Consider the following 24106-nt stretch of genomic DNA (forward strand, 5'->3'; position numbering starts at 1 on the left):
TCGTTATGCCCGCCGATGGCAAGAAGTTACGGCTTGGGTAACGGGCCGAATTGACCGCCCGGTACTGCCGAAGCGATGGGACTATCTTCTCCATCGGCAGCGACTGCACTGACGCCGAACAGCCAGTCGTCCGCGCGAACGCCAGGCAGGCTGGCTTTTGTCTCCACGGTTTCGAGCAAGCGCGTCTCCCACATCGGCGCGTCGGTCCGGCGTTGCCACAGCACATAGCGCGCGGCCCCCGGCACCGGTTGCCACGCGATGTCCGTGCTGGGCTGCACTGCGCCCTTGACCACGGGCGCGGGCGGCATCGGCGTGCGCGCCAGCTTTGCCAGCGCACGCACGTTCAGTCGCGTCACCTTGGCAAGATACGGAAAATCCATCTCGTCCACAGTATCGCCGAACTTCACCCCGCCTTCGGTGCGCAAGTCCTGATGCTGGTGTTCGTAGTCCTCTACCGCCACGGTGAAGCGGATCGCGGGGTAGCCCTTGTCGGAAAAAGGCAACTGGTCCCCGCCCCGGCCGAGCCGGTCAGCCCGCCAGATCTGCCGCACCGCCAGCCCGGCATCATCCTTATCCGCCAGCTTGGCAATCCAGCGCGAGATATTGCGTGATGGACTGTCATTCTCGCCCCCATAACGGCGCATCTGGGCGCGGAGGGCGTCGGTCGCATCGGCGCGAGGGCCTTCGGACAGGACGCGCACGTGTGCATCGTCCCTGTAGCCGTCGGACCCAGTCGAGCCGCCGACGATATCGTTGTTGAGCACGGCCTTCACGGTCCAGCCCTGCTGCGCCGCATAGTCCGCCAGCAGCTTGCCGCCGAGCAGCCCCTGCTCTTCGCCCGACAGCGCAGCATAGACGATCGTGGCGGGGAACTTCTCCTTCGACAGCACACGCGCAGCTTCAATTACCAGCGCAGTGCCCGAGCCGTCGTCGTTAGCGCCCGGCGCATCCTTCGTCGCGTCGAGCACGTCCGACACGCGGCTGTCGATGTGCGCCTGCACGATGACAACCTCGCTGGGACGTTCGGTACCGCGCTGGATGGCCACCACATTGACGAGACGGGTCGGCACCGGGACACGGTCACCGCTCACCACCGTTTCCGGCAGGACGATCTCCAGGCAGTTGCCGCAAGCGGCCGAACTCTTGCGAAACTCCGCTTCCGCCCATTTACGCGCCGCACCGATCCCCCGCTCGGGGTCGGTCTGCGACGACAGCGTATGGCGCGTGCCGAAGCTGACGAGCTTCTCCACATCGGCCCGCAGCCGTGCCTCGGAGATAGCGTCCTCGGGCGTGGCCAGAACCGCAGACGAATACAGGAACGGGACGAGGTAAAGCGCGTGTCTCATGCGGCCGAGACTAGCGCCACGACCGGCAGAGCCAAGGGGCCCTGACAAAAAGGGTGGCAGTTCCCTGCCACCCTTGTTGATCAATAAGCCCTGGCGATCAGGATCTTCTCGACCGCCGGTTCGCCGGTGAACGGACAAACCCCATCCGGCTTCCGGGCATCGAGGGGCGTGTTGCGGATCGTCAGCTTGAGCGCCTTCAACTGCTCGACAACCTTGTCCAGCGCGGCACCGGTCGGCTTGCTCCAGCCCATTTCGACCCAGCCGGGATACTTGTTACCCTCGGCGAAGTAGGTCTTCAGGCCGTCAAGATCCGTCACGTCGCGCACGATCTGCGCATCGCGGCGCTGGCGCGCCTCCTCGTAGAGGGAATTCTGGATCGCCTCGAGCTCTGCCGCAGCCGAGGCGATGAAATCCCCCTTGGCCTGCCCGACGAAGTTGGGCTTGGCATCCTCGCGCCACAGCCGGTCACGGCGTAGCGCCGAAACCTGCCCGCCCTCTGCGTCGCGCCCTCCGATCTCGAGAATCAGCGGCACGCCGCGCTTGACCCACGCCCAGCGCTTCTGCGTGGCCTTGCCCGGACGCTTGTCGAGCAGGACGCGCACACGCTCGCCGAAGGCAGACTGGCTGGCCAGCGCCTTGCGGATCTCTTCGCAGTAGGCAAGCAGCGCTTCGTCCCCATCGTTGTCGCGCAGCATCGGCAGGATCACGATCTGCTGCGGCGCCACCTGCGGTGGGACGCGAAGGCCGTCGTCGTCGCCATGTGTCATGATCACGCCGCCGATCAGGCGCGTCGAAACGCCCCATGACGTGGTGTGCGCCAGCGCCTGCTGGCCCTCCTTGTCCTGATAACGGATGCCCGCGGCCTGCGCGAAGGTCGTGCCCAGGTAATGCGAAGTGCCGGCCTGCAGCGCCTTGCCGTCCTGCATCATGGCCTCGATCGAGAAAGTCTCGACCGCGCCGGGGAAGCGTTCGTTCTCGGGCTTCGGCCCGGCGATGACCGGCATCGCCAGCGGACCTTCGGCAAAGGCGCGATACATCTCGAGCGCGCGCAGCGTCTCCTTCATCGCGTCAGCCTCGTCGGCGTGCGCGGTGTGGCCCTCCTGCCAGAGGAACTCGCTGGTGCGCAGGAACATGCGGGTGCGCATTTCCCAGCGCACGACGTTGGCCCACTGATTGACCATCAGCGGGAGATCGCGCCACGATTGGACCCAGCGCGCCATCGCCGCGCCGATCACCGTTTCCGAGGTCGGACGAACAACCAGCGGCTCTTCCAGCTTGGCTTCGGGATCGGGCGTCAGTCCGCCCTTGCCATCAGAAATCAGGCGGTGGTGCGTGACGACCGCCATTTCCTTGGCAAAGCCTTCGACGTGTTCGGCTTCCTTGGCGAAGTAGGACAGGGGGATGAACAGGGGGAAGTAGCAGTTCTCGACGCCCGCTTCCTTGATCTCGGCGTCCATCAGCTTCTGGATGCGTTCCCAGATGCCGTAGCCCCATGGCTTGATCACCATGCAGCCGCGCACGCCGGATTCCTCGGCAAGCTCGGCCTCGGAAATCACGGCCTGATACCACTGGGCGAAGTCGTCAGCGCGCTTGACGTTGAGCGCGTGCTTGATTGCGGGCTTGTTCATGAGGCAGCGCGTTAAAGCGCAAAAGCGCTTCCCGCAATGCCGTCATCAGCTCAAAATGACGGAAAGGCGGGAAGGAAAACCGCTTACTTGGAAAGCTCGTCGAGCTTCTTCTGCATGTCGGCCATCTGCTTGCGCAGGACGTCCAGGTCGTCGCCCTCAGCAACGGGGGTACTCTCGTCCTTGGTGGCCGCGCCGGGAACGAAAGCGGCGGCAGCAGCCTTGAACATTTCCATGTTACGCTGTGCGATCTGGGCGAGCGGATTGGCGCCGATGCTTTCCTCGATCGCCTTGCGCATCTTGGCCTGGTTCTCGCGGAAATGTTCCATCGAGGCTTCTAGATAGCCGGGCAGGAATGCCTGCATCGAATTGCCATACATGGAGATGAGCTGTCGCAGGAAATTGGTCGGCAGCATCTGCTCGCCGGCGGACTCCTCCTCCATGATGATCTGGGTCAGAATCGCGTGCGTCAGATCCGCACCCGTCTTGGCATCGATCACCTGAAAGTCGACATTGTCCTTAACCATCTGAGCAAGATGGTCGAGCGTGATGTAGCTTGAGGTACTGGTGTTGTAGAGGCGACGGTTTGCGTACTTTTTGATTATAACCGTGCCGCCGGACTTGGACTCACTGGCCATGGTTTGGGCCCCCACTGCGACGTTGCTTAGTATTAGCATGTGCAGCATGTGCGGCGCAACAAATCTTAACAACCCCAGTCAGAATCCATTTTGGCGGGAGAAGCGCTTGCCCATCAATGTCAGCAATTCGTATTGCGAAAGCCCGCTTTGCGCGGCTGCAGCAGGGAGCTGGTAGTCCGCGGTTAACCATTCACCCTCATGGCAATCGGGCATTTCCGCCAGATCCACGATCGTCAGGTCCATCGAGACACGCCCCAAGACCCGAGCCTTTCGGTCCTGCCAAAGAAACGTGCCGATGCAGGACCAGCATCGCAGGTATCCGTCGGCGTAACCGAGCGAGATGATCCCGATCCGCATCGGCTGATCGGCAGTGAACAGTGCGTTGTAGCCCACCCTGTCGCCCGCCCGCAGTGTCCGAGTCTGCAACAGCGCCGCTTCGGGCCGGACGACCGGTCGGATGTGCGGCGCCAGTTCGGGTCTGGCGATGCCGCCATAAAGCGCAAGCCCGGGCCGGGTCAGGTCGGCGTGATAGCCCTTGCCGAGCGCTATGCCGGCGCTGTTGGCGAGGCTGTAACGCCGAGCCCGGATGCTGCGGCGGACGTCCTCGAACAACTGCAGCTGCGATTCGTTCTGCGATACGTCCTCGTCCGCACTGGCCAGATGGCTCATGCACAGGTCGATCTGAAGTGCACTGATCGCGGGATCGCCAATCTGATCAAGCGGCACGCCGAGACGGTTCATCCCGGTATCGACCATCAGGTGGCAAGGGCCTCCTCCGCCACTGCTCCAACGCCGCGCCTGCTCCAGGCTGTTGATGACAGGACGAACACCTGTTGCCCTTGCAAACTCGCTTTCTTCGCCGGTCAAGGGACCATGAAGCACTGCTATGGATGCAGCGGGCACGGAAGGCAGTATCTCTGCCGCTTCAGTCCAGTGCGCCACGAAGAAGGTGCCGCAGCCCGCGGCGGCAAGCACCGGAACCACCCGCGCCGCGCCTACCCCGTAGGCATCAGCCTTGACCGCGGCACCAGCGCTCGCGCGGCCGGACAGGGCATCAAGCGCGCGCCAGTTGGCGGCGAGCGCTTCGGCATCGAAGCCGAGACGGAGCGTCGGGGCTGGCGGGGCAGGAAAGGTGATGTCAGTCGTCCGTGAAATCAGTGGGCAGTCCAGGCTTCAAGCCCCACAGCGAGACCAGAAACGCGACGAGGACGATCACCCAGGTGTACCACAAACCGGCATAGGGATCGCCGGTTCGGGCGACGATGTAGCTCGAAATCAGCGGCAGGAAACCCCCGAAATATCCTGTGCCAAGATGATAGGGGATCGACATCGAACTGTAACGGATCCGCGGCGGGAACATCTCGGACAGGAGGGCGGCGACCGGGCCGTACGTGGCGCCGGACATCGCCATGAGCAGCAGCAGCGCGGCGAGGATGAGGGCAAGTCGGAGTGGCGAAGGCTTCACCTTGGCAAATTCGTAGCCGGAGGTTGCCAGTTCGCTCTGGAGCGCCTGCGCCCTTACCGCTGCCTTTTCAGTCCATGGATAGTCCGCGAGAGTTAGCGCTTCGCCTCCGACAGTTACGGCAAAGTTGCCCTTTTGCTCGAGAGAGTAGGAAATCCCCGAGGCGGATAGATCGGAAAGCAGCTTTCCGCACTTGCTTGTCTGTTCGCCCTTGAACGGACTGTAATCACACTCCGCCCCGGACACGACCACAGGACTTCTTTGCGCGGCTGCAGCAAGCTCCGGATTGGCGGCCGACCCCAGAAGCCAGAACGTGGGGAAGAGCAGCAGGAGAGTGAGGGCATAGCCGATCACGATCGGCTTCTTGCGCCCGATCCGGTCTGAAAGTGCGCCGGCAAGAAGGTAGAAGACCATCCCGATCGCTCCGCCTATGCCGACGATGACCTCCGCCCAAGTGTCGTCAAGTCGCATCGCGGACTTGAGGAACGCGAGGCTGGAAAACATCGCGGTATACCAGATCACGGTCAGGCCAGCGGCGATCCCGAACAGCGCGATGAAGATGCGGCGCTTGTTGCCAGGATATGTAAAGCTCTCGACGAAGGGATTGCTTGCCAGCTCTCCCTGCTCCTTCATCGCCTTGAAGACAGGGCTTTCCGAAAGCTTGAGGCGCATCCACAGCGACACTGCGAGCAGCGCAAGGCTGACCAGGAACGGCACGCGCCAGCCCCAGGAATTCCACACCGCCTCGCTCATCACGCTCTTGCTGGTCAGGACCACGATGAGGCTGAGTACGAATCCGCCGACCACGCTGGCCTGGATATAGCTGGTGTAATAGCCCCGGCGACCACCCGGTGCATGTTCGGCAACGTAAACCGCAGCGCCGCCGTATTCACCACCAAGCGCAAGGCCCTGGAGGACTCGCAGAAGAATGACGATGGCGGGGGCGACAAGGCCGATGCTGTCAGCCGAGGGAATAAGGCCGACGCCTGCGGTGGCGATGCCCATGAGCGTCACGGTTACGAGGAACGTGTACTTGCGGCCCAGCTTGTCACCGAGGAAACCGAACAACACGGCGCCCAGAGGACGAAAGCCGAAACCGACGGCGAACCCTGCCCACACCAGTAGCAGCTGGAGCGTTGCGTTGTCGGATGGGAAGAACGTCTTGCCGATGATCGCGGCAAGTGTGCCGTAGATGAAGAAATCGTACCACTCGAACACGGTACCCGCCGAACTGGCAGCGATCACCAGCCTGATGTCGGAAGCGCTCGGCTCCACCGCGGCCCCGTGTTTCATGGTATCTGGCACTCGATTTCCCCCGCGTCACTCTTATCGGAGGGTGCTGTAGCCAAGCGGCATCGCCTGCCGCAAGCCCCGCATTCGATCAGGGAAGGACATGCTCCGGCAGGGCATCAAGTGCGGCATCCCATGCGAGCAGTATCGCGGCGTGGCGAGCGGGATAGGCGAGCGCCGGATTGAGCAAGTGGATGCCCGGCCACTCAGGCTGGTTGCCCTCCCCCGCCAGCCATGCCGCCAGCGTCACCCGTGCCCGTGCAATGTCGGTTCGGGAGCGGCCAGCAGCCTGCTCGGCAAAGACCGCAGCCGCTGCCTGGCCAACTGCGCAGGCGTGCGGGCGAACGCCGACTGCCTCTATGGCGCCAGTATCGTCCGTGCGAAGCGAAAGTTCGATCGAACTGCCACAACTGCGTGATCTGGCCGCGCCGTGATACGGCGCATCCGGCACCCACGGATACTGTGCCAAAACCATGGCCTGGCCCAGGATGTCGGGCGTGTAGAGCCCGCGCGTGGTCATTCTATTCGCCCAGCAACTGCTTGCGCGCCTTGCGCCTGGCAACTTCACGGGCCTGATCGGCAGCCTCTTCACGGCGCTCCGAAATCAGTGTCAGCAATTCTTCGCTTGCGGCATTGAGGAAGGGATAGGCGCGCGACTGCACGATCCATTCCGGACGCCCATCCTCACCCCAGACGAGATCATAGCCGAAGACGATGATCGAATAGCCCAGCACGACGATGATGAAGCCCTTGACCGCCCCGAACCCGAAACCCAGCACGCGATCAATCGGTCCAATCGCCGAATCCCGACTGGCAGACCCCATCCGACGCGCAATAATCCGCGTGAGAAGATAGGGGAGCAACAGCAGCAGGAAGAATGCGAGGACCCCGGCGCCAGTCTCGGTCGGCAGATGGACGGCCAGCCAAAGCGTCAGCGGTGCGTGGAGATAATGCACTGCCAGCAAGGCAATGCACCACGCGGCCAGCGAGAGCACTTCCTCGATGAAGCCACGTATGAATCCCCCGACGGCACCGATGCCCAGGAAAATCAGGACGACATAATCAAGACCGGTCATTGCGCCGCGAGCCTATGAGCCGCCCATTATGCGGTCAATGAGATTTGGCAGCAGCTTGAGCGGGGAGTAGCGCAGACCGTCGACCTTTTCCGCGCCTGCTTCGGGTCCGCAGCCGAGGCTGAAACCCAGCTTGGCCGCTTCGCGCAGGCGAACGGGTGTGTGGGCCACCGGCCGGACCTCGCCAGCCAGCGAGACCTCCCCGAACCAGATCGAAGCCGCCGGCAAGGGACGGTCCGACAAGGCTGAGATCAGCGCTGCGGCCACGGCAAGATCGGCGGCCGGGTCGGTCAGGCGGTAACCGCCGGCGACATTGAGATAGACTTCGGCCGTCGAAAAGCTCAAGCCGCATCGGGCTTCGAGCACCGCCAGCAACATGGCAAGCCGGCCACTGTCCCACCCGACCACGGCGCGCCGCGGGGTGGCCCCGCTCGCGAGTCGGACCGTGAGCGCCTGTATTTCAACAAGCACCGGCCTCGTGCCTTCAAGTGCCGGGAAGACTGCGCTGCCCGCGACCTGATCCTCGCGCCCCGAAAGGAACAGCATCGAGGGATTGCCGACCTCTTCCAGCCCTGCCCCGGCCATTGCGAAGACGCCGATCTCGTCCACGGCGCCGAAGCGGTTCTTGATTGCGCGAAGGATGCGATACTGGTGGCTGCGCTCCCCTTCGAAGCTCATGACCACGTCGACCATGTGTTCGAGCACGCGCGGGCCCGCGATCGAGCCGTCCTTGGTAACGTGGCCGACCAGCACCAGCGAGACGCCGGTTTCCTTGGCATAGCGGATAAGTTCGAACGCGCAGCCGCGTACCTGGCTGACCGTGCCCGGTGCACCTTCGATCTGGTCCGAATGCATCGTCTGGATCGAATCGATCACCAGCAGCGAGGGCGGGTTCATCGATCCCAGCGTGGTCAGAATGTCCCGCACCGATGTCGCCGAAGCCAGTTGGATCGGCGCCTTGCCGAGGCCGAGGCGGTCAGCCCGCAGACGAACCTGATCCGACACTTCTTCGCCGCTGATATAGACTGCCTCGCCTCCGGCCATAGCGATCTGTGCCGCCGCCTGAAGGAGCAAGGTTGACTTGCCGATGCCCGGATCACCGCCCATCAGGACAGCACAACCGGGCACAAGCCCGCCGCCCAGTGCCCGATCGAACTCCGCAATGCCTGTGGACCGGCGCACCGGAAGCGCGACCGGCGCATCGAGCGGCACGAAAGCAACCCGGCGGCCGCCACTCGACAGGTCATGCTTGGCCGAGAAGATCGTTTCCGGCGCTTCTTCGATCAGCGTGTTCCATTCGCTGCAATCGACACATTGCCCCTGCCAGCGGGTGGTGACGCTGCCACAGGCCTGGCAGACGAAGCGACGTTTGGGTTTGGCCATGGATTGCGATTACCAGAACATAGGCGGAACGCAAGCGCATCTCCGCCATTTCCGTAGCTCTTTGCTAACCATGCTGTGGGGCATCATCCTTAACGGCGGATCAGGTATGTCCCTTAGCCATGGCCGCGCCGTCTGATCATTTTCTGGGTATCCAGCCCCGGATGTACCGCCACTTTGCGGTACTCACCGTTGCCCTGTCGACCGTGATTGCCGTGTTCGCCAACGGCGATGCGCAGGAGGCGATGGCGCAGGCCGACCGTCATGCCGAGCGCCAGGCTGCCAAGGCGCGGAGTGGCAAGGCCAAGTTGGTGGACAACCGCTCCAGCCAGCGCAAGTCGTCCTCGGGACAGGCCGGCTTCAATGGCCAGTTCGGCGCGCCCATGGATGGCAGCGGGATGTCGGACGGCAACAGCAGCATCATTCCCGAAGGAATGACGACCGCGCCCGGCACGATCATCATCGAGGTTGACCAGGCTGCACTTGCCCGGATGACTCCTGCGCAACGCGCAGCCTATCTGCGGAAACTTGAGGAAGAACGGAAGAAGCGCCTCGAACAGGGGCAGATGACGCCGACGCCCGAGCAGGTCAGCGCGCTTGCCGCGCAATCGGCGCTGCGATCCGGATCGGATGCTGTCGATTAGGGAATGGTGCCCCTGGCCCGACTCGAACGGGCACGTATTTCTACAAACGATTTTGAGTCGTTCGCGTCTACCATTCCGCCACAGGGGCACTGGACGGCACCGGCCTTAGCCAGCGCCGTCCTGCAACGTCAAGCGTTACGGAGTGCGCCAACGAGAAGCTTGTGGAGCTTCGAGTGCAGCGCATCGTTGCCGGCGAGGATCGTCTCGTCGCAGATCGGGTGCGAGCGCCCCTTGTAATCGGACACGAAACCGCCGGCTTCGCGCACGAGAAGGCAACCTGCTGCCGTATCCCAGGGATAGAGGCCGGATTCCCAGAACCCGTCGAAACGGCCCGCTGCGACCCAGGCAAGGTCGAGCGAGGCGACGCCGAAACGGCGGATACCGGCAATGCGGGGGCCCAACTCGCTGTAGATGCGAATCCATTCACCCATGTCACCCCGGCCGGAGAACGGAATGCCAGTGGCAATCAGCGCCTCGTCGAGATGGCGACGCGCCGAAACGCGCAACCGGCGGTCCTGCAGCCATGCACCTTGCGACTTTTCGGCCCAGAAGCTTTCGTCGGTGATCGGCTGATAGACGAGCGCTGCGGTGACTTCGCCCCAGCCCTTCCCGTCCAGCGTGGGTTCCTGCACGGCGATCGAGATCGCGAAATGCGGAATGCCATGGAGGAAATTGCTGGTGCCGTCGAGCGGATCGATGATGAAGCGCGGCTTGCCCGGCTCACCGGCGATCTCACCACCTTCTTCCATCAGGAAGCCCCAGCCCGGACGTGCCGCGCGCAGTTCATCCCACAGCGTGCGTTCGGCGTGCTGGTCGGCCTTCGAGACGAAGTCCGCCGGGCCCTTCTTGCTGACCTGAAGATGCTCGATCTCGCCGAAGTCGCGGCGCAGGCGGCCACCCGCCTTGCGCGCCGCGCGTTCCATCACGCGCATCAGGCCGGAAATGGCTGCCATCGATCAGTTCGCCTTGCCGACGTAGCTGCGCTCATACACGTCGACGACGATGCGCGTGCCGCTCTCGATGTGGGGCGGCACCATCACACGCACGCCATTGTCGAGGATGGCGGGCTTGTACGACGAAGAGGCGGTCTGGCCCTTCACCACGGCGTCGGCTTCGACGATGGTGGCTTCCACCTGTTCCGGCAGCTGCACCGAGATCGGGCGCTCGTCATACATTTCGAGAAGTACGGTCATGCCATCCTGCAGGAACGCCGCGGCATCGCCGAGCAGATCCTTGGGCAGGTTGATCTGGTCGTAGGTCTCGACGTCCATGAACACCAGGTCCTCGCCCTCGGCGTAAAGGAACTGGAAGTCCTTGGTGTCGAGGCGGACGCGCTCGACAGTGTCGGCGCTGCGGAAGCGGACGTTGGTCTTGCGGCCGTCGATGAGGTTCTTCATCTCGACCTGCATGAAGGCGCCGCCCTTGCCGGGCTGGGTATGCTGGGTCTTGGCGACCTTCCAGATGCCCTTTTCGTATTCCAGGATATTGCCCGGACGGATGTCCACGCCGCTGATCTTCATGATGGAAAGAGCCTTACCGTGAGTAGGGAAGCGCGGCCCTTAGCGGTTCGGGCCCAAAGCTTCAAGCGCGATTGCCCAACGCTGCTGCCACGTGCTAGCGCAACGAGCATGAAGCGCATGGTTGTTTTCGCAGTCGGAGTTCTCGGTCTTGCTGGCGTTGCCCAGGCGGTGCCGGGCGGCAGGCTGATGGTCCTGCCCAAGGGCGGCTGGACTTGCGAAGTGCCGGGCGATGCCGCGGTGCTTCCGGTCGAGAAGCCTGAACTGGGGTTCAAGACGATCCCGGATTCGAGCTATATCGCACCTGATGGATCGCGAGGAACCTATCTGCGCCTGGCAGACCGGGTGACGATCACCAGCGGCGTGTTCGCCGGCCGCCGCTTCCAGATGGACGGCGAGGAAATCCTGCGCGAACTGGCGACGGACGATACGCAACTCAACCTGCGTTGCGTTCATGCCGGGCCGGTCAACCTCTCTACCTCAGGCTGATCCCACGGCACTGTCACGCCGCATGCGCCCGTAGGCGTAGGCGATGATGCTCCCGAACGCGATCACGCCGAATGGCAGCGCGCCCGGGAAGTCCTCGACCACAGCCAGGGCATCGGGATTGTCGGTAGCCGCGACGATTGCGGCGTAGGCAATGTTGAACAGGCTGTCACCGACGATTAGGCCGGTGGCGGTGAGGACGCCCATGCGCTCGGCAAATTCGGGCGCGGACTGGCGGGCGGCCCATCCATTGTAAAGGTGGCCAAGTACCGCGCCAAGGATCACCATTGCCGTGACCGAAGTTGGCAGATACATGCCCATGCCGACAGCGAGAGGCGGGAGCGAGCGGTTGCCGGTACGCTTCAGAATCTCGTCGACGAAGATAACGCCCACGCCGATCGCGGCGCCGAGGCCGACGAGGTTCCAGTCAAGATTGCCGCCGAGCACCCCTTGGGCAATGGCGGAGATCAGCGAGGCCTGCGGGGCCGAAAGCGCGTTCTCGCCTGCGCCTGGCGCTCCCTGGAAGCCGAAGGTTGAGTTGAGCAGGTCTAGGATCGGCGGGATCACGAGTGCCCCGAACAGCACGCCCAACACGAGAGCGACCTGCTGACGCCACGGCGTTGCGCCGACGAGCTGGCCGGTCTTGAGGTCCTGCAGGTTGTCGTTGGAGATCGTCGCGACGCCGAACACGATGGCGGTGACGAACAGGGCGAAGGCGACCAGCGCCTTGGTGTCATCCTCGCCCAGGCCTCGTCCGAACAGGCCAAGGAGAAGGAGCGAGATGCCAAGCGCGGCGAGGATTCCAACGCCGGAAATCGGGCTGTTCGACGCGCCGATCAGGCCGGCCATGTAACCGCAGACCGAGGCGATGATGATGCCGGCGACGAGTACGTAGATTACCGACGCGATCAGCGATAGCCCGAGCGCGGCCGCGACCGGGCCTCCGGTGGCGAAGTCTGCCAGCAGCAGGGCAATCGGGATCATCGCCGCAATGATGGTTCCTCCCACGATGCCGATGGGAATGTCACGCTCGGTCAGGTCAAGGCTGCCCATCCCGGCACCGCTGCGGGCGCGGTTGGCAGCGATAGCCGCAGTCACCCCCTTCACGATCGGGCCAATCACACGGAGCAGCGTCCAGATCGCTGCGACACCGATCGTGCCAGCGCCGATGAAGCGGATCTTCTGGCGGAAAACCGTGCCGACGAATTCGGACAGTTCGGTTCCGGCCGGAATCCCGCCTGCCGTCAGTTGTGGAAGCAGAATGCCGAAGCTGATCACAATACCGACGAGCATGGCGATACCGACGGCAAGTCCAACGAGGTGGCCAACGCCGACCAGGGCGAGCGAGAGTCCACCGGTCAACATCGAGCCGCCGGTTCCGACCTTGAACGCCCCGCCCACTTCCTCGACGGCCAGCTTCATCTTGGCGAGCAACGGGTAGAGCGCAGCGAGGAGCCCTCCTGCAGTCACTGCAGCAAGACCCTTCCGGTTCTCCTCCGCGCCACCGACCCCTGCCCCCACCTTGAGAACTTCAGCGGCGGCAACGCCTTCGGGATAGGGAAGGTCGGACCCGGTCACCAAGGCTCGGCGCAGCGGCACCGAGTACATCACGCCGAGGATGCCGCCGACGGCAATGACTGCGACCGACTCCCAGTAGGGAAAGTCTGCCCACCAACCGACCATGACGAGGCCGGGGAGTACGAACACGATCGCCGATAGCGTGCCCGCCGAACTCGCAATCGTCTGGACGATGTTGTTCTCCTGGATGGTTGCGCCCGAAAACGCACGCAGAACAGCCATGGAGATCACAGCCGCAGGGATTGAAGTCGCGAACGTCAGGCCGATACGCAAGCCAAGGTAGACGTTGGCGGCCGTGAACACGATCGTCAGGATCGCGCCCAGCACCACGCCACGCAGTGTCAGTTCCCGTGGGACCATGCCGCTCATTTCCGCTCCATCCGGTGTAACAGGTGGCCTGTCTTGCACGATGAAGCACGCATGGGAAGCGGCATCAGCTTACAAACGAAACCTTCGTCGCACCCGTTACCATCTGCGCGAGCCGGGCTGCGTCCCAGTTCGTCAGGCGAACGCAGCCGTGGCTTTCAGCGCGTCCGATGGTCTGCGGCTCAGGGGTGCCGTGGATGCCATAGTGCTCCTTGGAAAGGTCGATCCAGACAACGCCCACGGGGCCGTTCGGTCCGGGCGGAAGGAGATGCTCGCCCTTGCTGTCGGGTACGTCCCAGAACAGGCTGGCGTCGTAGGAGAACTCGGGGTTGTAGGACGTTCCGTTGATCTTCCAGTCGCCGAGCGGCAGTGGATCATGGGAGGAGCCGGTTGTCACTGTGAAGACGGCCACCAGCTTGTCCGACCTGTCGTAGGCTTCGAGAGTCCCCTTGGACTTGCTGACCACGATGCGCGCAGCTTCAGGCTGAGCGTCGCTCACGCCAAGCATGGCCAGTGTCGAAAGCCAGCCCTTGTTATCGACCTTGCCGGGATCAATGCGATCGCCACCGGTGTTAGGCACGCGAAGCTGCATTCCTGCGCGGTACGGTTCGACCGGGGGTGTGTCGGCTGTGGGCGGGTTGCGAGTCTGGCGCTCTTTCATTGAAGCTTCGCGCGCTGCTGCTTCTTGCGCCAAGGCGGGATTCAATCCCCGCAACACCTCTGGCGTGGTATGAAAGCGCTCGGCCAGCTTCTCCTCGAGCGATGTGTAGCCGATTTCCGAAAGCTTGGCCTGCTGCGCCGGGTCCTTGGGCAGCGGTGCATAGCGGCCTGCGGCGAACTCTTCGGGAATCGTGACGACGCGTGTTGCCGCAATATTCGACCAGCGCGACAGGGCCTTCATTGTGGCATCATCGAACTTGCCAGTCACAGGCAGGTCGTTTGCCTTCTGGAAACCGCTCACGGCATTTGTCGTCGATAGGCCGGTCTTGCCGTCGATGATGCCGGGTGAGAACCCGAGCCGTTCCAAAACTACTTGCGCCTGCATGACCGGACGCGCCGCGTCTTCCTGTTGTGGCGGCTGACCCGGGGCGGGATCGTTCGACGCCATGGGAACCGCGAACGCAGGCGTACTTGCCACCGTCTCGCTCGGGGCTGGTTCAGGCTTGTTCGAATTGCAGGCGCTGAGGGTCAGGGCACTCAGTACAAGGAAGGACGACGCGGCTAGGTTGAAACGGGACATTGGCGCTCCGGAGACATTTCCTCTCCAGAACCCCCTGCCCTTGCCGCCGGTTCCGTCAGCTATCCTCGTTCAGTCGCGGATTTGCCCGGATGGCGTCGAAGAAAGCTGCCACGTTGGCCACTTCGTCGCCACCCCACACCGCATTGCTGACCGCCAGGAAGTCAGCGCCGGCCTGTATCAGCGGCGCGCAATTCTGGGGCGTGATTCCTCCGATCGCAACGCACGGCAGCTCGAAGATCGACTGCCACCATTCGAGGAGGTCGAGTCCGGCGACGTGCTTGGTGTCCTTGGTGCTGGAAGGAAAGAAGGCGCCGAAGGCAACATAGTCCGCCCCCGCCTCGCCGGCGTCCATGGCGAGATGCCGGCTGTCGTGGCAGGTAACGCCAATCTGCGCATTACGGCCTAGGCGGTCGCGGGCGTCCTTCACGTCACCATCATCTTGCCCAAGATGCACGCCGTCGGCACCGAGACGCTTGGCCAGGCTGATCGAATCGTTGACGATGAAAGCCACGTCACGGTCCGCGCAGATGCGCTGGAGCGGCTCGGCAAGGCGCGCAGCCTCGTGCTCGTCCACGTCCTTCACCCGGAACTGGAATGCGGCCACCGGCCCTGCATCAAGGGCGCGCACGAGCCTGTCAGGAAAAGTGCCCGCAACATCGAGGGGCGAGATCAGGTAGAGTTCGGAGGAAAGCTTTGCCATGGCGCGCGCCTTATCGGTTAGCCGTCGCTGCTGCAACTTCGGTTCCGGAACGGTTCATCCGGCGGGAGCATTGTCGGGGGATGACCAAAGCCTTCCTTGCCCTTGTCCCTGCGGTTGCTCTTGCCGCCTGCGCCACCACCACGAAACCAGAACGCACCGATGGGAACGCGATGGTTGGCCAGACAACGCTCGTCGGCGCCGACAAGGTCCGCGTCGATTCGCTGATCGAAGACAGCCGTTGTCCGATGAATGCGCGTTGCGTCTGGGCTGGCCGCGTGATCGTCGAAGCAACCCTGCAGCGCGGCGGCACGTTTGAGACCAGGCGCTTCACTCTTGGGGAGCCGATCGACGGGATCATGCTCGATACAGTCGAGCCCGGCCGTCTTGCTGGCAAGAAGCTGAAGCCATCGGACTACCTGTTTCACTTCAGCGTCGCGCGATAACACCGCACAATAAAACACCCCGCCCCGGCTGTGCCGGTGACGGGGTGGCCTTTCCGTCCTCTCAAACGGTAATCAGGCGGCGACGAGAGTCTTCTGCGTCGAGCCGGTATAGATTTCGTCGATTGCCGCAGCGAGCGAAGCGTCGAATTCCGCGTCGGTCATCTGGTGACGCAAGTCTTCAAGCAGGGCGCGGCTGAAGCTGGCGATGATGCCGGTGTTCTTGGCAAGCTCGACGCAAGCCTCGGGACGCTTGTATCCGCCCGACAGGGCCACCACGCGAAGCACTTTGGGGTGCGCGACGAGCGGGTCGAACGTGCACGGCACGATCGGCAGCGACAGCTTGAGCATCACCTGCGTACCTTCGGGCAGGGCATCAAGGTTCTTGAGGATTTCTTCCAGCAGGATCGCGTCGCACTCGGCGCGGGTCTCGCTCTTGATGTTTACCTCAGGCTCGATGATCGGCATCATGCCGTGGCTGAGCACTTGATTGCCGACTTCGAACTGCTGCGCAACCACGGCAGCAATGCCTTCGCGGTTGGCCGAGTTGATGACCGAGCGTTCCTTGGTGCCATAGACGCCAAGAGCCTTCGAACGGGTCAGCAGGTCGTCAAGTGTCGGCATCGGCTTCATCAGCTGGACGCCGTTTGCCTCGTCCTCGAGGCCCTTGTCGATCTTGATGAAGGGCACGACGCCCTTTTCGATCAGCGCCTGCGGAACGGACTTGCCATCAACCGTGCCGTCCATCGTACGCTCGAACAGGATGGCGCCGATGACCTTCTCACCCGAAAAAGCATCCGAACGAATGATGCGGGCGCGCATTTCGTGGATCAGGCCGAACATTTCCTCTTCCGAGGCCCACGCGCCTTCTTCGATGCCATAGCCCTTGAGAGCCTTCGGCGTCGAACCGCCCGACTGGTCAAGTGCGGCAATGAAGCCGTTGCCCGAGGCCATCTTCGCGGTCATTTCGGTCGTGTTCATCAGCGGGTCCTGTTCCTTGCAGAAACGGCGGAATTCCGTCTCCGCATACCTATGCGTAAAAGCGCTTTTGAAAGACGCTCCCGAAGATCGAAAAGCGTCTGAAATGGCGCATACCTATGCGGTTATGCGCCATAAAGGAGCGCGTGCCGCAGTGCAACACGCGCTCCGGAATTTTTTAGCGTTCGAGGGCTGCCACGCCCGGCAGTTCCTTGCCTTCCATCCATTCGAGGAACGCACCGCCGGCCGTCGATATGTAGCTGAAATCGGCGGCAACACCGGCGTGGTTGAGCGCGGCCACAGTGTCTCCACCACCGGCAACAGAAACCAGCGACCCTTCCTTTGTCAGCGCAGCGGCCGTCTTGGCCAGAGCGACAGTGGCTGCATCGAACGGCTCGGTCTCGAACGCGCCCATCGGACCGTTCCACACCAGCGTACGGCAGGTCTTCAACGCGTCGCCCAGAGCCTCGACGGCGGCAGGCCCCACGTCGAGGATCATCTCATCCTCGGCAACCTCATGGACGTTGCAGGTACGCAAGCTGGCGGGGTTGGCCGCGAATTCCTTGGACACAACCACGTCGTAGGGCAGGTGGACAGTGCAGCCCGCCTTGTCGGCATTGTCGAGGATTTCCTCGGCGGTGCTGGTCAGGTCGTGTTCGCACAGCGACTTGCCGACATTGACCCCGCGCGCGGCGAGGAAGGTATTGGCCATGCCACCACCGATGATCAGGTGATCGACCTTGGTCACAAGATGCTTGAGCACGTCGAGCTTGGTCGAGACCTTGGCACCGCCGACAACGGCCGCGACCGGACGTTCCGGCTCGCCCAAGGCCTTCTGCAGAGCCTTGAGTTCGGCCTCCATGGCGCGACCAGCGTAAGCGGGCAGCACGTGGGCCAGGCCTTCGGTCGAGGCGTGGGCGCGGTGTGCAGCCGAGAAGGCATCGTTGACGTAGATATCGCCGAGGCTGGCGAAGCGCTCGATCACAGCCGGATCGTTCTTCTCCTCGCCGCCGAAGAAGCGGGTATTTTCAAGCACCGCGATAGCCCCCGGCGCAAGTGCCGCGACCGCAGCCTTGTCGCCTTCCCAGTCGATGTAGCTGACGGGGCGGCCCAGCACGTGAGACAATGGCTCTGCCAGCTTCTTCAGTGAGAATTCTTCCGAAGGCTGCCCCTTCGGACGGCCGAAATGCGCCAGCACCAGAACCTTGGCGCCCTTGTCCGATAGCTCGTTCAGCGTGGCAACGGTGGCGCGAAGGCGCGTGTCGTCGCTCACCACGCCGTCCTGCATCGGCACGTTGAGGTCCTCGCGAACCAGCACGGTCTTGCCGGTCAGATCGCCGATATCGTCCAGAGTCTTGAAGCTCATTCCTCGATCCTCACTTCGTCGCCGACGGCAATTTCGCCATCGCTGATCACCCGGCCGAGCACCCCGCCGCGCCAGTCAGGCATCAGCGCAAGTTTCAGGCCGGGCAGTATTTGGTCCATGCGGCTGCACGGGTCGCATTCGCAGGTTGTCTGGATCCGCAGGCTCTTGCCAATGGCGATGACCTTCCCCGCCTCGCGGGGCAAGCGGATGCCATGGACCAGCAGGTTCGCTCGGCGCACGTGCCAGGGAAGCATTTGATCTGCGGTCAGCTTGAGGTCCGCCAGCGCGGCATCCCAACTTTCGGCTTCGATCAGCGAGACCTGCCTGCGACCGGATTTGCCGGGACGGATTGCCCCGCGCAGGTCACCGCGAACACCAAGTTCGCGCGTGACGGAAACGTGATCGAGCGTCTCGATAGGCCCGCGCGGCCGGTCATGCCGTGCAATGCCTCCGAGACGCCCGCTCATCGCGTCAGTTCCTCAGAGGAACTTCGCCATCGCGCCCGCGGTGTCGAGCATGCGGTTGGAGAAGCCCCACTCGTTATCGTACCACGACAGGACGCGAACCAGCTTGCCTTCAAGCACGGCGGTCTCGAGGCTGTCGATGGTCGACGAGTGCGGATCGTGGTTGAAGTCGATCGAGACCAGCGGCTCTTCCGTGTAGCCGAGCACGCCCTTCAGAGCACCTTCGGCAGCGGCCTTGAGCAGCCCGTTGACTTCTTCGACGGTGGTGTCGCGCTTCGGCGTGAAGGTCAGGTCAACGACCGAGACGTTCGGGGTCGGGACGCGGATCGACGAACCGTCGAGCTTGCCCTTGAGATCGGGCAGAACTTCACCCACGGCAACGGCGGCGCCGGTGCTGGTCGGGATCATGTTCATGGCAGCGGCACGGGCACGACGCGGGTCCTTGTGGATCTGGTCGAGAATCTTCTGGTCGTTGGTGTACGAGTGGATCGTGGTCATCAGGCCACGCTCGATGCCGATCGATTCATGCAGGACCTTGGCCATCGGCGCGAGGCAGTTGGTCGTGCACGAGGCGTTCGAGACGATCAGGTGATCGCCGGTCAGCTTGTCGTGGTTCACGCCATAGACGACGGTCAGGTCGACACCCTTGGCCGGTGCCGAGATGAGCACGCGCTTGGCGCCTGCATCGAGGTGCTTCTGGCCGCCGGCGCGATCGGTGAAGAAACCGGTGCATTCCAGCGCGATGTCGATGCCGTTGGCGGCGTGAGGCAGGTTGGCCGGGTCCTTCTCGGCGGTCACCTGAATGCGCTTGCCATCGACGATCAGATCGTTGCCGTCGACCGAAACGTCGCCCGCGAACGCGCCGTGGACGCTGTCGCGCTTGAACAGCAGGGCGTTGGCCTTGGCATCGGCCAGGTCGTTGATCGAGACCAGCTCAAGGCCGCAATCGGGCCGTTCGAGGATGGCGCGGGCGACATTGCGCCCGATGCGTCCGAAACCGTTGATTGCAACCTTGATCGCCATGTCAGGTATCTCCTGTTTGAATTACGAAACCCGCGAGAGGATCTGCGGGACAATCTTTTCGGCGGTGAGGCCGAAGTGATCATAGAGGGCGTCGATCGGAGCCGAAGCGCCGAAGGTATCGATGCCGATCGACAGGCCATCACCGACATACTTCTGCCAGCCAAGAGTGACGCCAGCCTCGATCGAGACCTTGAGCGCGTCGGCAGGCAGGAGGTCTGCCTTGTAGGCGGCGTCCTGTTCGTCGAACAGTTCCCAGCACGGAACCGAGACAACGTCGGTGCCGAGGCCCTTTTCTTCCAGAGCTGCAGCAACCTTCATCGCCACTTCGACTTCGGAGCCGGTTGCCAGCAGCACGACCTTGCGTGCGGCCGAGGACGAGACGAGACGATAGGCGCCCTTGGCACTCTTCATTTCGGCGTCGAAGCGGACTGGCGGCAGGTTCTGGCGGGTCAGCGCGAGGACCGACGGGCGATCCTTGTTGGCCAGCGCCAGGGCCCACGCTTCCGCCGTTTCGATGGCGTCGGCCGGGCGGAACACCAGCAGGTTCGGAATCATGCGCAGGCTCATGACATGCTCGACCGGCTGATGGGTCGGGCCGTCTTCGCCAAGGCCGATCGAATCGTGGGTGAACACGTAGATCGCGCGAACGTGCTGCAGGGCCGACATGCGCACGGCGTTGCGGCAATAGTCGGAAAACACCAGGAAGGTGCCGCCGTAGGGAATGATTCCGCCGTGCAGCGCCATGCCGTTCATCGCGGCGGCCATGCCGAACTCGCGGATGCCGTAGTAGACATAGCGGCCGTCGTAGCTTTCCGGCGTGAACGGGGCGGTCGATTTGGTCTTGGTGTTGTTCGAACCGGTAAGATCCGCCGAACCACCGACCATCTCGGGCACGTTTGCAGTGAACGCCTCGAGCGCCATTTCGCTGGACTTGCGGGTCGCAACCTTGGGCGGGGTGGCGATCAGCGACTGGATGTAGGCATCGAAACCTGTATCGGCCGGAAGGTCACCTGCCATGCGGCGGGCGAGTTCGGCGGACTGCGGGTTGGCCGCAGCGCGCTTTTCCCACTCGGCGCGAGCGGCCTTGCCGGCTTCTGCCGACGTGCGCCAGTTGGCAAGGATATCTGCCGGGATTTCGAACGGCGCCGAAGTCCAACCAAGATATTCGCGGGCGGCGGCGATTTCGTCAGCGCCGAGCGGCGCGCCGTGAACGTTGTGGCCACCCTGCTTGTTGGGCGCACCTTTGCCGATCACCGTACGGCAGGCGACCAGCGACGGACGCGGATCTGCCTTGGCTTCGGCAAGGGCGCGGGCGATGTCGGCAAAGTCATGACCGTCGCACGAGGTCACGTGCCAGCCTGAAGCAGTGTAGCGTCCGAGGATGTCTTCGGTGGTCGACAGCGACGTGTCGCCATCGATGGTGATCTTGTTGTCGTCCCACAGGACATTTAGGCGGCCGAGCTTGAGCGTCCCGGCAAGGCCCACGGCTTCGTGGTTGATGCCTTCCATGAGGCACCCGTCACCGGCGACAACCCAGGTGTGGTGGTCGACCAGGTCATCACCGAACTGCGCGTTGAGATGACGCTCGGCCATCGCGAAGCCGACGGCCATGGCAAGGCCCTGCCCCAGCGGGCCGGTGGTGCATTCGACGCCCGGGATCAGGAAGTTCTCGGGGTGGCCGGCGCAGACGCTGTCGATCTGGCGGAACTTGCGGATGTCCTCCATCGTCGGGCTTTCGTAGCCCGTCAGGTGAAGGAGCGCATAGATCAGCATCGAGCCGTGACCGGCCGACAGGATGAAGCGGTCACGGTCGGACCACTTCGGCGCGGCAGGATCGTGCTTCAGGAACTGCGTCCACAGCACCGTCGCCACGTCGGCCATGCCCATGGGCATGCCGGGGTGACCGGAATTGGCTGCCTGAACCGCGTCCATGGCAAGCGCACGGATCGCGTTGGCCATGGGAGCCAGCGCGGTGGAATCGCGTGTCATGCTGAAAAAGCCCTTCCCTGCGAGCGGCCGAACGGCTGTGGCCGCATGAATCCGGTGATTCGGAGCGGGGTCTCTTTGGTCACCATGGGGCCAAGGGTCAAGGCTGGCAGGGCGGCTTCTTTATTGCAGATGCACAATATGAGCTTCTGCGCCCGACTTTCCCCGGCGCAGTCCTGCCATGGTGTTGCGCGTCCATGCGATTGTGCTAGCGTGCCAAGCCATGGCGACGGAAGCACTCGGCGCCGCTCTGGACCGGCTTGAGCAGGCGCTCGTGCGGGTCGAAGGAGTGGTCGCGCAACAGGGAACCACAGGGGCTGCAGCGGGCGAAGAGCTGGCGCTGCTCAAGGTTCGTCATCGACGCCTGAAGGACACGGTCGCCCAGGAATTGCGACAGCTTGATCTGTTGCTGGCAGGTCTTCCGAAATGAGCCCCCGATCATGAGCCCCCTGTCATGAGCAACGTCAGTCTACCGATCGGCGGCCGCAACTTCGCGGTGTCCTGCGCTGACGGCGAGGAAGCCCATATCGAGATGCTCGGCCGCATGGTCGACGAACGTGCTCGCAAGATCGGTGGCCAGCAAAGCGAGACGCGGATGCTTCTGTTCGCGGCATTGATGATGGCAGACGAGCTGCACGAAGCGCACAAGGGCGCTCCTGCCCCTGATGCCGGACAACCGGTAACGCCCGCTCCCGCCTCGATCGAAAGCACGGAAATCGACCCTGCAATGGTCGATCGCGTCAACGCATTGGCAGAACGCATCGAAAAACTCGCTGCCGCCCTTGAGCAAGGGCCGGTCAGCGCCTAACTAGGTCGTGACGGGATCTGCCCGGCACGAGCCGCATGAACATCCCTGAGGCTATAAGCAATCCAAGGGGGCTGCCCCTGTCTGGGATCCTGGTCCCGGGCAAGCGGTCCCCACCTGACGTCGAGGCGTCAGAGGATTTTCCGAGCAAACGACCCATGGTGGGCCCGTCACCCCTCCTTTCTGTCCGGAGCACCTTGTGGAAGCCAAGAATGCGTTGCGCACCGAATTTAGAGCGCGGCGCAATGCCCACGTCGCAGCGCTCGATGCCCGCGTGAAGGCGCTGATGTTCCGCCGGCCGCCCTCGCCCGTCATGGCGATGGTACCGGAAGGAGCGACCGTCGGGATCTATCTCGCCGGCCCGGCAGAGGCACCGGCAACCGCCTACGCGCAGGTGCTGCATGAGGCCGGTCACAAGATCGCACTGCCGTGGTTTGCCGACCGCTCGTCGCCGATGGTGTTTCGCGAGTGGAGTTCGCCGTGGGTGGACGAACTGCTCGCGCCCGGACCGTGGAAGGGCATAGTCCAACCAGCAGAGGATGCCGCAGAGGTTGTGCCCGAAGTGCTTTTCGTGCCCCTGGTTGCTTTCAGCGCCGATGGTGGGCGCCTTGGCCAGGGCGGCGGTCATTACGACCGCTGGCTTGAAGCGCATCCGTCCACCCTTCCCATCGGCCTTGCCTGGGACTGCCAGCTGGTCGAGCACCTGCCCCGCGAGGCGCATGACGCCTCGCTGCATGCCGTGGTAACGCCGACGCGAATCTATGGTCCGTGGGAGCGCCAAAGGTGAGGGAAGATTACAAGCCGACCTGGCGCAAGCCCATTGGCATTCTCGGTCTGGTCCTGGGCCTGATCGTTTATGCGTTGGGCGTTGCTGCTTTGTCCGGCGTCATCGGGCAATGGCACGTCCTGCTGCAGACCCTTGCCTACATCGTGCTTGGAACCGTCTGGCTCCTGCCGCTGCGGCGCTTCCTGATCTGGATGGAAACCGGCCGCTGGGGTTGAGCGCAAAGGTTGCTGGACAGTGCAACGCGATTCCTTACCCTTTTGCCTAACGCAAAGGGGAGAATGGCATGCCTGGTCCAATTGAAACCGTCGAGGCCTTCTGCGCGATGTGGGAGCAACCCGGCGGATTTGCCGCTGCAGTGCGGGAATACTTCACAGAGCAGACCGATTACGAAAACGTGGGGATGACCCACACCATCGGCATCGAGCAAGGCCTTGCGCTGGTCGCAGGCTTCGAAAACGACATGGGGATTGCGCGCATCAAGGTCGACATGCTGGCGATTGCTGCCAACGGCAATACGGTCCTGACCGAGCGGGTCGATCACATGATCAACGCTGCAGGCGAGACTTTCGTATCCCTGCGCCTAATGGGTATTTTCGAGGTGCTTGAGGGCAAGATCGTGAAGTGGCGCGATTACTTCGACACCGCGCCGTTCAAGGGTTAGGCGCTCTGAACGCGAAAGGGCGCCCTGAGGCGCCCTTTGCATCGCATCTGACGTGGCGCGAGTGACGGGGCTCGAACCCGCGACCTCCGGCGTGACAGGCCGGCACTCTAACCAACTGAGCTACACCCGCGTAACGTCAAAAAAGTGCCGCGAAGGCACTTCCCCAAGTGGTGGCGCGAGTGACGGGGCTCGAACCCGCGACCTCCGGCGTGACAGGCCGGCACTCTAACCAACTGAGCTACACCCGCTAC

The 24106-nt window shown here is 63.3% G+C and carries 26 protein-coding genes and 3 tRNA genes; 8 read left to right on the plus strand and 21 right to left on the minus strand.

Annotated features, from left to right (window positions below; translation table 11 throughout):
* Positions 1–26: 26 nt before the first annotated feature.
* The 8 genes from AC1Q5P_RS00780 to radA form a co-directional block, all read right to left on the minus strand.
* Positions 27–1346: a M28 family peptidase gene (locus tag AC1Q5P_RS00780; RefSeq protein ID WP_492517883.1), complete on the minus strand. Its 1320-nt coding sequence runs from the start codon at positions 1344–1346 to the stop codon at positions 27–29.
* 80 nt (positions 1347–1426) lie between these two features.
* Positions 1427–2974, minus strand: a complete 1548-nt coding sequence (gene proS, locus AC1Q5P_RS00785; protein WP_492517884.1) for a proline--tRNA ligase — start codon at positions 2972–2974, stop codon at positions 1427–1429.
* An 83-nt stretch (positions 2975–3057) separates the two neighbouring features.
* Positions 3058–3648, minus strand: a complete 591-nt coding sequence (gene phaR / locus AC1Q5P_RS00790) for a polyhydroxyalkanoate synthesis repressor PhaR (protein ID WP_407668266.1) — start codon at positions 3646–3648, stop codon at positions 3058–3060.
* A 39-nt stretch (positions 3649–3687) separates the two neighbouring features.
* A complete protein-coding gene (alr, locus tag AC1Q5P_RS00795; protein ID WP_492517995.1) occupies positions 3688–4779 on the minus strand; it encodes an alanine racemase in 1092 nt (363 codons plus the stop codon).
* The gene (locus tag AC1Q5P_RS00800) at positions 4748–6364 is read right to left on the minus strand and encodes an MFS transporter (protein WP_492517885.1); all 1617 of its coding nucleotides are present in this window, start codon (positions 6362–6364) and stop codon (positions 4748–4750) included. The genes alr and AC1Q5P_RS00800 overlap by 32 nt, the downstream gene beginning before the upstream one ends.
* Before the next feature lie 88 nt (positions 6365–6452).
* A complete protein-coding gene (locus AC1Q5P_RS00805; RefSeq protein ID WP_039332313.1) occupies positions 6453–6881 on the minus strand; it encodes an iron-sulfur cluster assembly scaffold protein in 429 nt (142 codons plus the stop codon).
* Between the two features lies 1 nt (position 6882).
* On the minus strand, positions 6883–7437 hold the full coding sequence (locus AC1Q5P_RS00810; RefSeq protein ID WP_039332311.1) for a CvpA family protein: 555 nt from the start codon (positions 7435–7437) through the stop codon (positions 6883–6885).
* Between the two features lie 12 nt (positions 7438–7449).
* Complete coding sequence (radA, locus tag AC1Q5P_RS00815) at positions 7450–8817, minus strand: DNA repair protein RadA (protein WP_492517886.1); 1368 nt, start codon at positions 8815–8817, stop codon at positions 7450–7452.
* A gap of 119 nt (positions 8818–8936) precedes the next feature.
* Between radA and AC1Q5P_RS00820 the strand changes: the two genes are divergently transcribed.
* Complete coding sequence (locus AC1Q5P_RS00820; RefSeq protein ID WP_156135719.1) at positions 8937–9458, plus strand: hypothetical protein; 522 nt, start codon at positions 8937–8939, stop codon at positions 9456–9458.
* Between the two features lie 4 nt (positions 9459–9462).
* On the opposite strand, the gene AC1Q5P_RS00825 is transcribed toward AC1Q5P_RS00820, so the two are convergent.
* From AC1Q5P_RS00825 to efp, 3 genes are all read right to left on the minus strand, one after another.
* Positions 9463–9546, minus strand: a tRNA-Leu gene (locus AC1Q5P_RS00825).
* A 40-nt stretch (positions 9547–9586) separates the two neighbouring features.
* Positions 9587–10411 (minus strand): inositol monophosphatase family protein, encoded by an 825-nt coding sequence (locus tag AC1Q5P_RS00830; RefSeq protein WP_039332303.1) that lies wholly within the window; start codon positions 10409–10411, stop codon positions 9587–9589.
* Between the two features lie 3 nt (positions 10412–10414).
* Positions 10415–10978 carry an elongation factor P gene (efp, locus tag AC1Q5P_RS00835; protein WP_039332301.1) on the minus strand — a complete coding sequence of 188 codons (564 nt, stop codon included), beginning with the start codon at positions 10976–10978 and terminating at the stop codon, positions 10415–10417.
* 108 nt (positions 10979–11086) lie between these two features.
* On the opposite strand from efp, the gene AC1Q5P_RS00840 reads away from it, so the two are divergent.
* On the plus strand, positions 11087–11464 hold the full coding sequence (locus tag AC1Q5P_RS00840; RefSeq protein WP_052242072.1) for a hypothetical protein: 378 nt from the start codon (positions 11087–11089) through the stop codon (positions 11462–11464).
* Here the strand turns inward: AC1Q5P_RS00840 and AC1Q5P_RS00845 are convergent.
* The 3 genes from AC1Q5P_RS00845 to thiE form a co-directional block, all read right to left on the minus strand.
* Positions 11456–13408 carry an OPT family oligopeptide transporter gene (locus AC1Q5P_RS00845; RefSeq protein WP_492517887.1) on the minus strand — a complete coding sequence of 651 codons (1953 nt, stop codon included), beginning with the start codon at positions 13406–13408 and terminating at the stop codon, positions 11456–11458. The genes AC1Q5P_RS00840 and AC1Q5P_RS00845 overlap by 9 nt on opposite strands.
* 64 nt (positions 13409–13472) lie before the next feature.
* Positions 13473–14645, minus strand: coding sequence for a L,D-transpeptidase family protein (locus AC1Q5P_RS00850; RefSeq protein ID WP_492517888.1), 1173 nt, complete (start codon positions 14643–14645; stop codon positions 13473–13475).
* Positions 14646–14700: 55 nt separating this feature from the next.
* Positions 14701–15345, minus strand: coding sequence for a thiamine phosphate synthase (gene thiE, locus AC1Q5P_RS00855; protein ID WP_039332295.1), 645 nt, complete (start codon positions 15343–15345; stop codon positions 14701–14703).
* Positions 15346–15425: 80 nt separating this feature from the next.
* On the opposite strand from thiE, the gene AC1Q5P_RS00860 reads away from it, so the two are divergent.
* Positions 15426–15788: a hypothetical protein gene (locus AC1Q5P_RS00860; RefSeq protein ID WP_193828223.1), complete on the plus strand. Its 363-nt coding sequence runs from the start codon at positions 15426–15428 to the stop codon at positions 15786–15788.
* A 72-nt stretch (positions 15789–15860) separates the two neighbouring features.
* Here AC1Q5P_RS00860 and AC1Q5P_RS00865 read toward each other — a convergent pair whose 3' ends face one another.
* From AC1Q5P_RS00865 to tkt, 5 genes are all read right to left on the minus strand, one after another.
* A complete protein-coding gene (locus AC1Q5P_RS00865; protein WP_039332294.1) occupies positions 15861–16766 on the minus strand; it encodes a fructose bisphosphate aldolase in 906 nt (301 codons plus the stop codon).
* Positions 16767–16941: 175 nt separating this feature from the next.
* Positions 16942–18129: a phosphoglycerate kinase gene (locus AC1Q5P_RS00870; protein WP_492517889.1), complete on the minus strand. Its 1188-nt coding sequence runs from the start codon at positions 18127–18129 to the stop codon at positions 16942–16944.
* On the minus strand, positions 18126–18596 hold the full coding sequence (locus AC1Q5P_RS00875) for an MOSC domain-containing protein (protein WP_492517890.1): 471 nt from the start codon (positions 18594–18596) through the stop codon (positions 18126–18128). The genes AC1Q5P_RS00870 and AC1Q5P_RS00875 overlap by 4 nt, the downstream gene beginning before the upstream one ends.
* Before the next feature lie 12 nt (positions 18597–18608).
* The gene (gap, locus tag AC1Q5P_RS00880; protein WP_039332288.1) at positions 18609–19616 is read right to left on the minus strand and encodes a type I glyceraldehyde-3-phosphate dehydrogenase; all 1008 of its coding nucleotides are present in this window, start codon (positions 19614–19616) and stop codon (positions 18609–18611) included.
* Positions 19617–19637: 21 nt separating this feature from the next.
* On the minus strand, positions 19638–21605 hold the full coding sequence (gene tkt, locus AC1Q5P_RS00885; RefSeq protein ID WP_492517891.1) for a transketolase: 1968 nt from the start codon (positions 21603–21605) through the stop codon (positions 19638–19640).
* 220 nt (positions 21606–21825) lie between these two features.
* Between tkt and AC1Q5P_RS00890 the strand changes: the two genes are divergently transcribed.
* The 5 genes from AC1Q5P_RS00890 (at position 21826) to AC1Q5P_RS00910 (ending at position 23855) form a co-directional block, all read left to right on the plus strand.
* The gene (locus AC1Q5P_RS00890) at positions 21826–22032 is read left to right on the plus strand and encodes a hypothetical protein (protein WP_492476193.1); all 207 of its coding nucleotides are present in this window, start codon (positions 21826–21828) and stop codon (positions 22030–22032) included.
* 24 nt (positions 22033–22056) lie between these two features.
* On the plus strand, positions 22057–22410 hold the full coding sequence (locus AC1Q5P_RS00895; RefSeq protein ID WP_193828229.1) for a cell division protein ZapA: 354 nt from the start codon (positions 22057–22059) through the stop codon (positions 22408–22410).
* A 196-nt stretch (positions 22411–22606) separates the two neighbouring features.
* Positions 22607–23194, plus strand: a complete 588-nt coding sequence (locus AC1Q5P_RS00900) for a 5-formyltetrahydrofolate cyclo-ligase (protein WP_492517892.1) — start codon at positions 22607–22609, stop codon at positions 23192–23194.
* The gene (locus AC1Q5P_RS00905) at positions 23191–23409 is read left to right on the plus strand and encodes a DUF2842 domain-containing protein (protein ID WP_062348370.1); all 219 of its coding nucleotides are present in this window, start codon (positions 23191–23193) and stop codon (positions 23407–23409) included. The genes AC1Q5P_RS00900 and AC1Q5P_RS00905 overlap by 4 nt, the downstream gene beginning before the upstream one ends.
* Positions 23410–23477: 68 nt before the next feature.
* Positions 23478–23855 (plus strand): limonene-1,2-epoxide hydrolase family protein, encoded by a 378-nt coding sequence (locus tag AC1Q5P_RS00910; RefSeq protein ID WP_492517893.1) that lies wholly within the window; start codon positions 23478–23480, stop codon positions 23853–23855.
* Between the two features lie 53 nt (positions 23856–23908).
* Here the strand turns inward: AC1Q5P_RS00910 and AC1Q5P_RS00915 are convergent.
* Both AC1Q5P_RS00915 and AC1Q5P_RS00920 read right to left on the minus strand, forming a co-directional pair.
* Positions 23909–23985: transfer RNA gene (locus AC1Q5P_RS00915), tRNA-Asp, on the minus strand.
* Positions 23986–24026: 41 nt separating this feature from the next.
* Positions 24027–24103, minus strand: a tRNA-Asp gene (locus AC1Q5P_RS00920).
* Positions 24104–24106 lie beyond the last annotated feature (3 nt).

The organism is Novosphingobium sp. GW835-FHT14H07 (assembly GCF_058793515.1).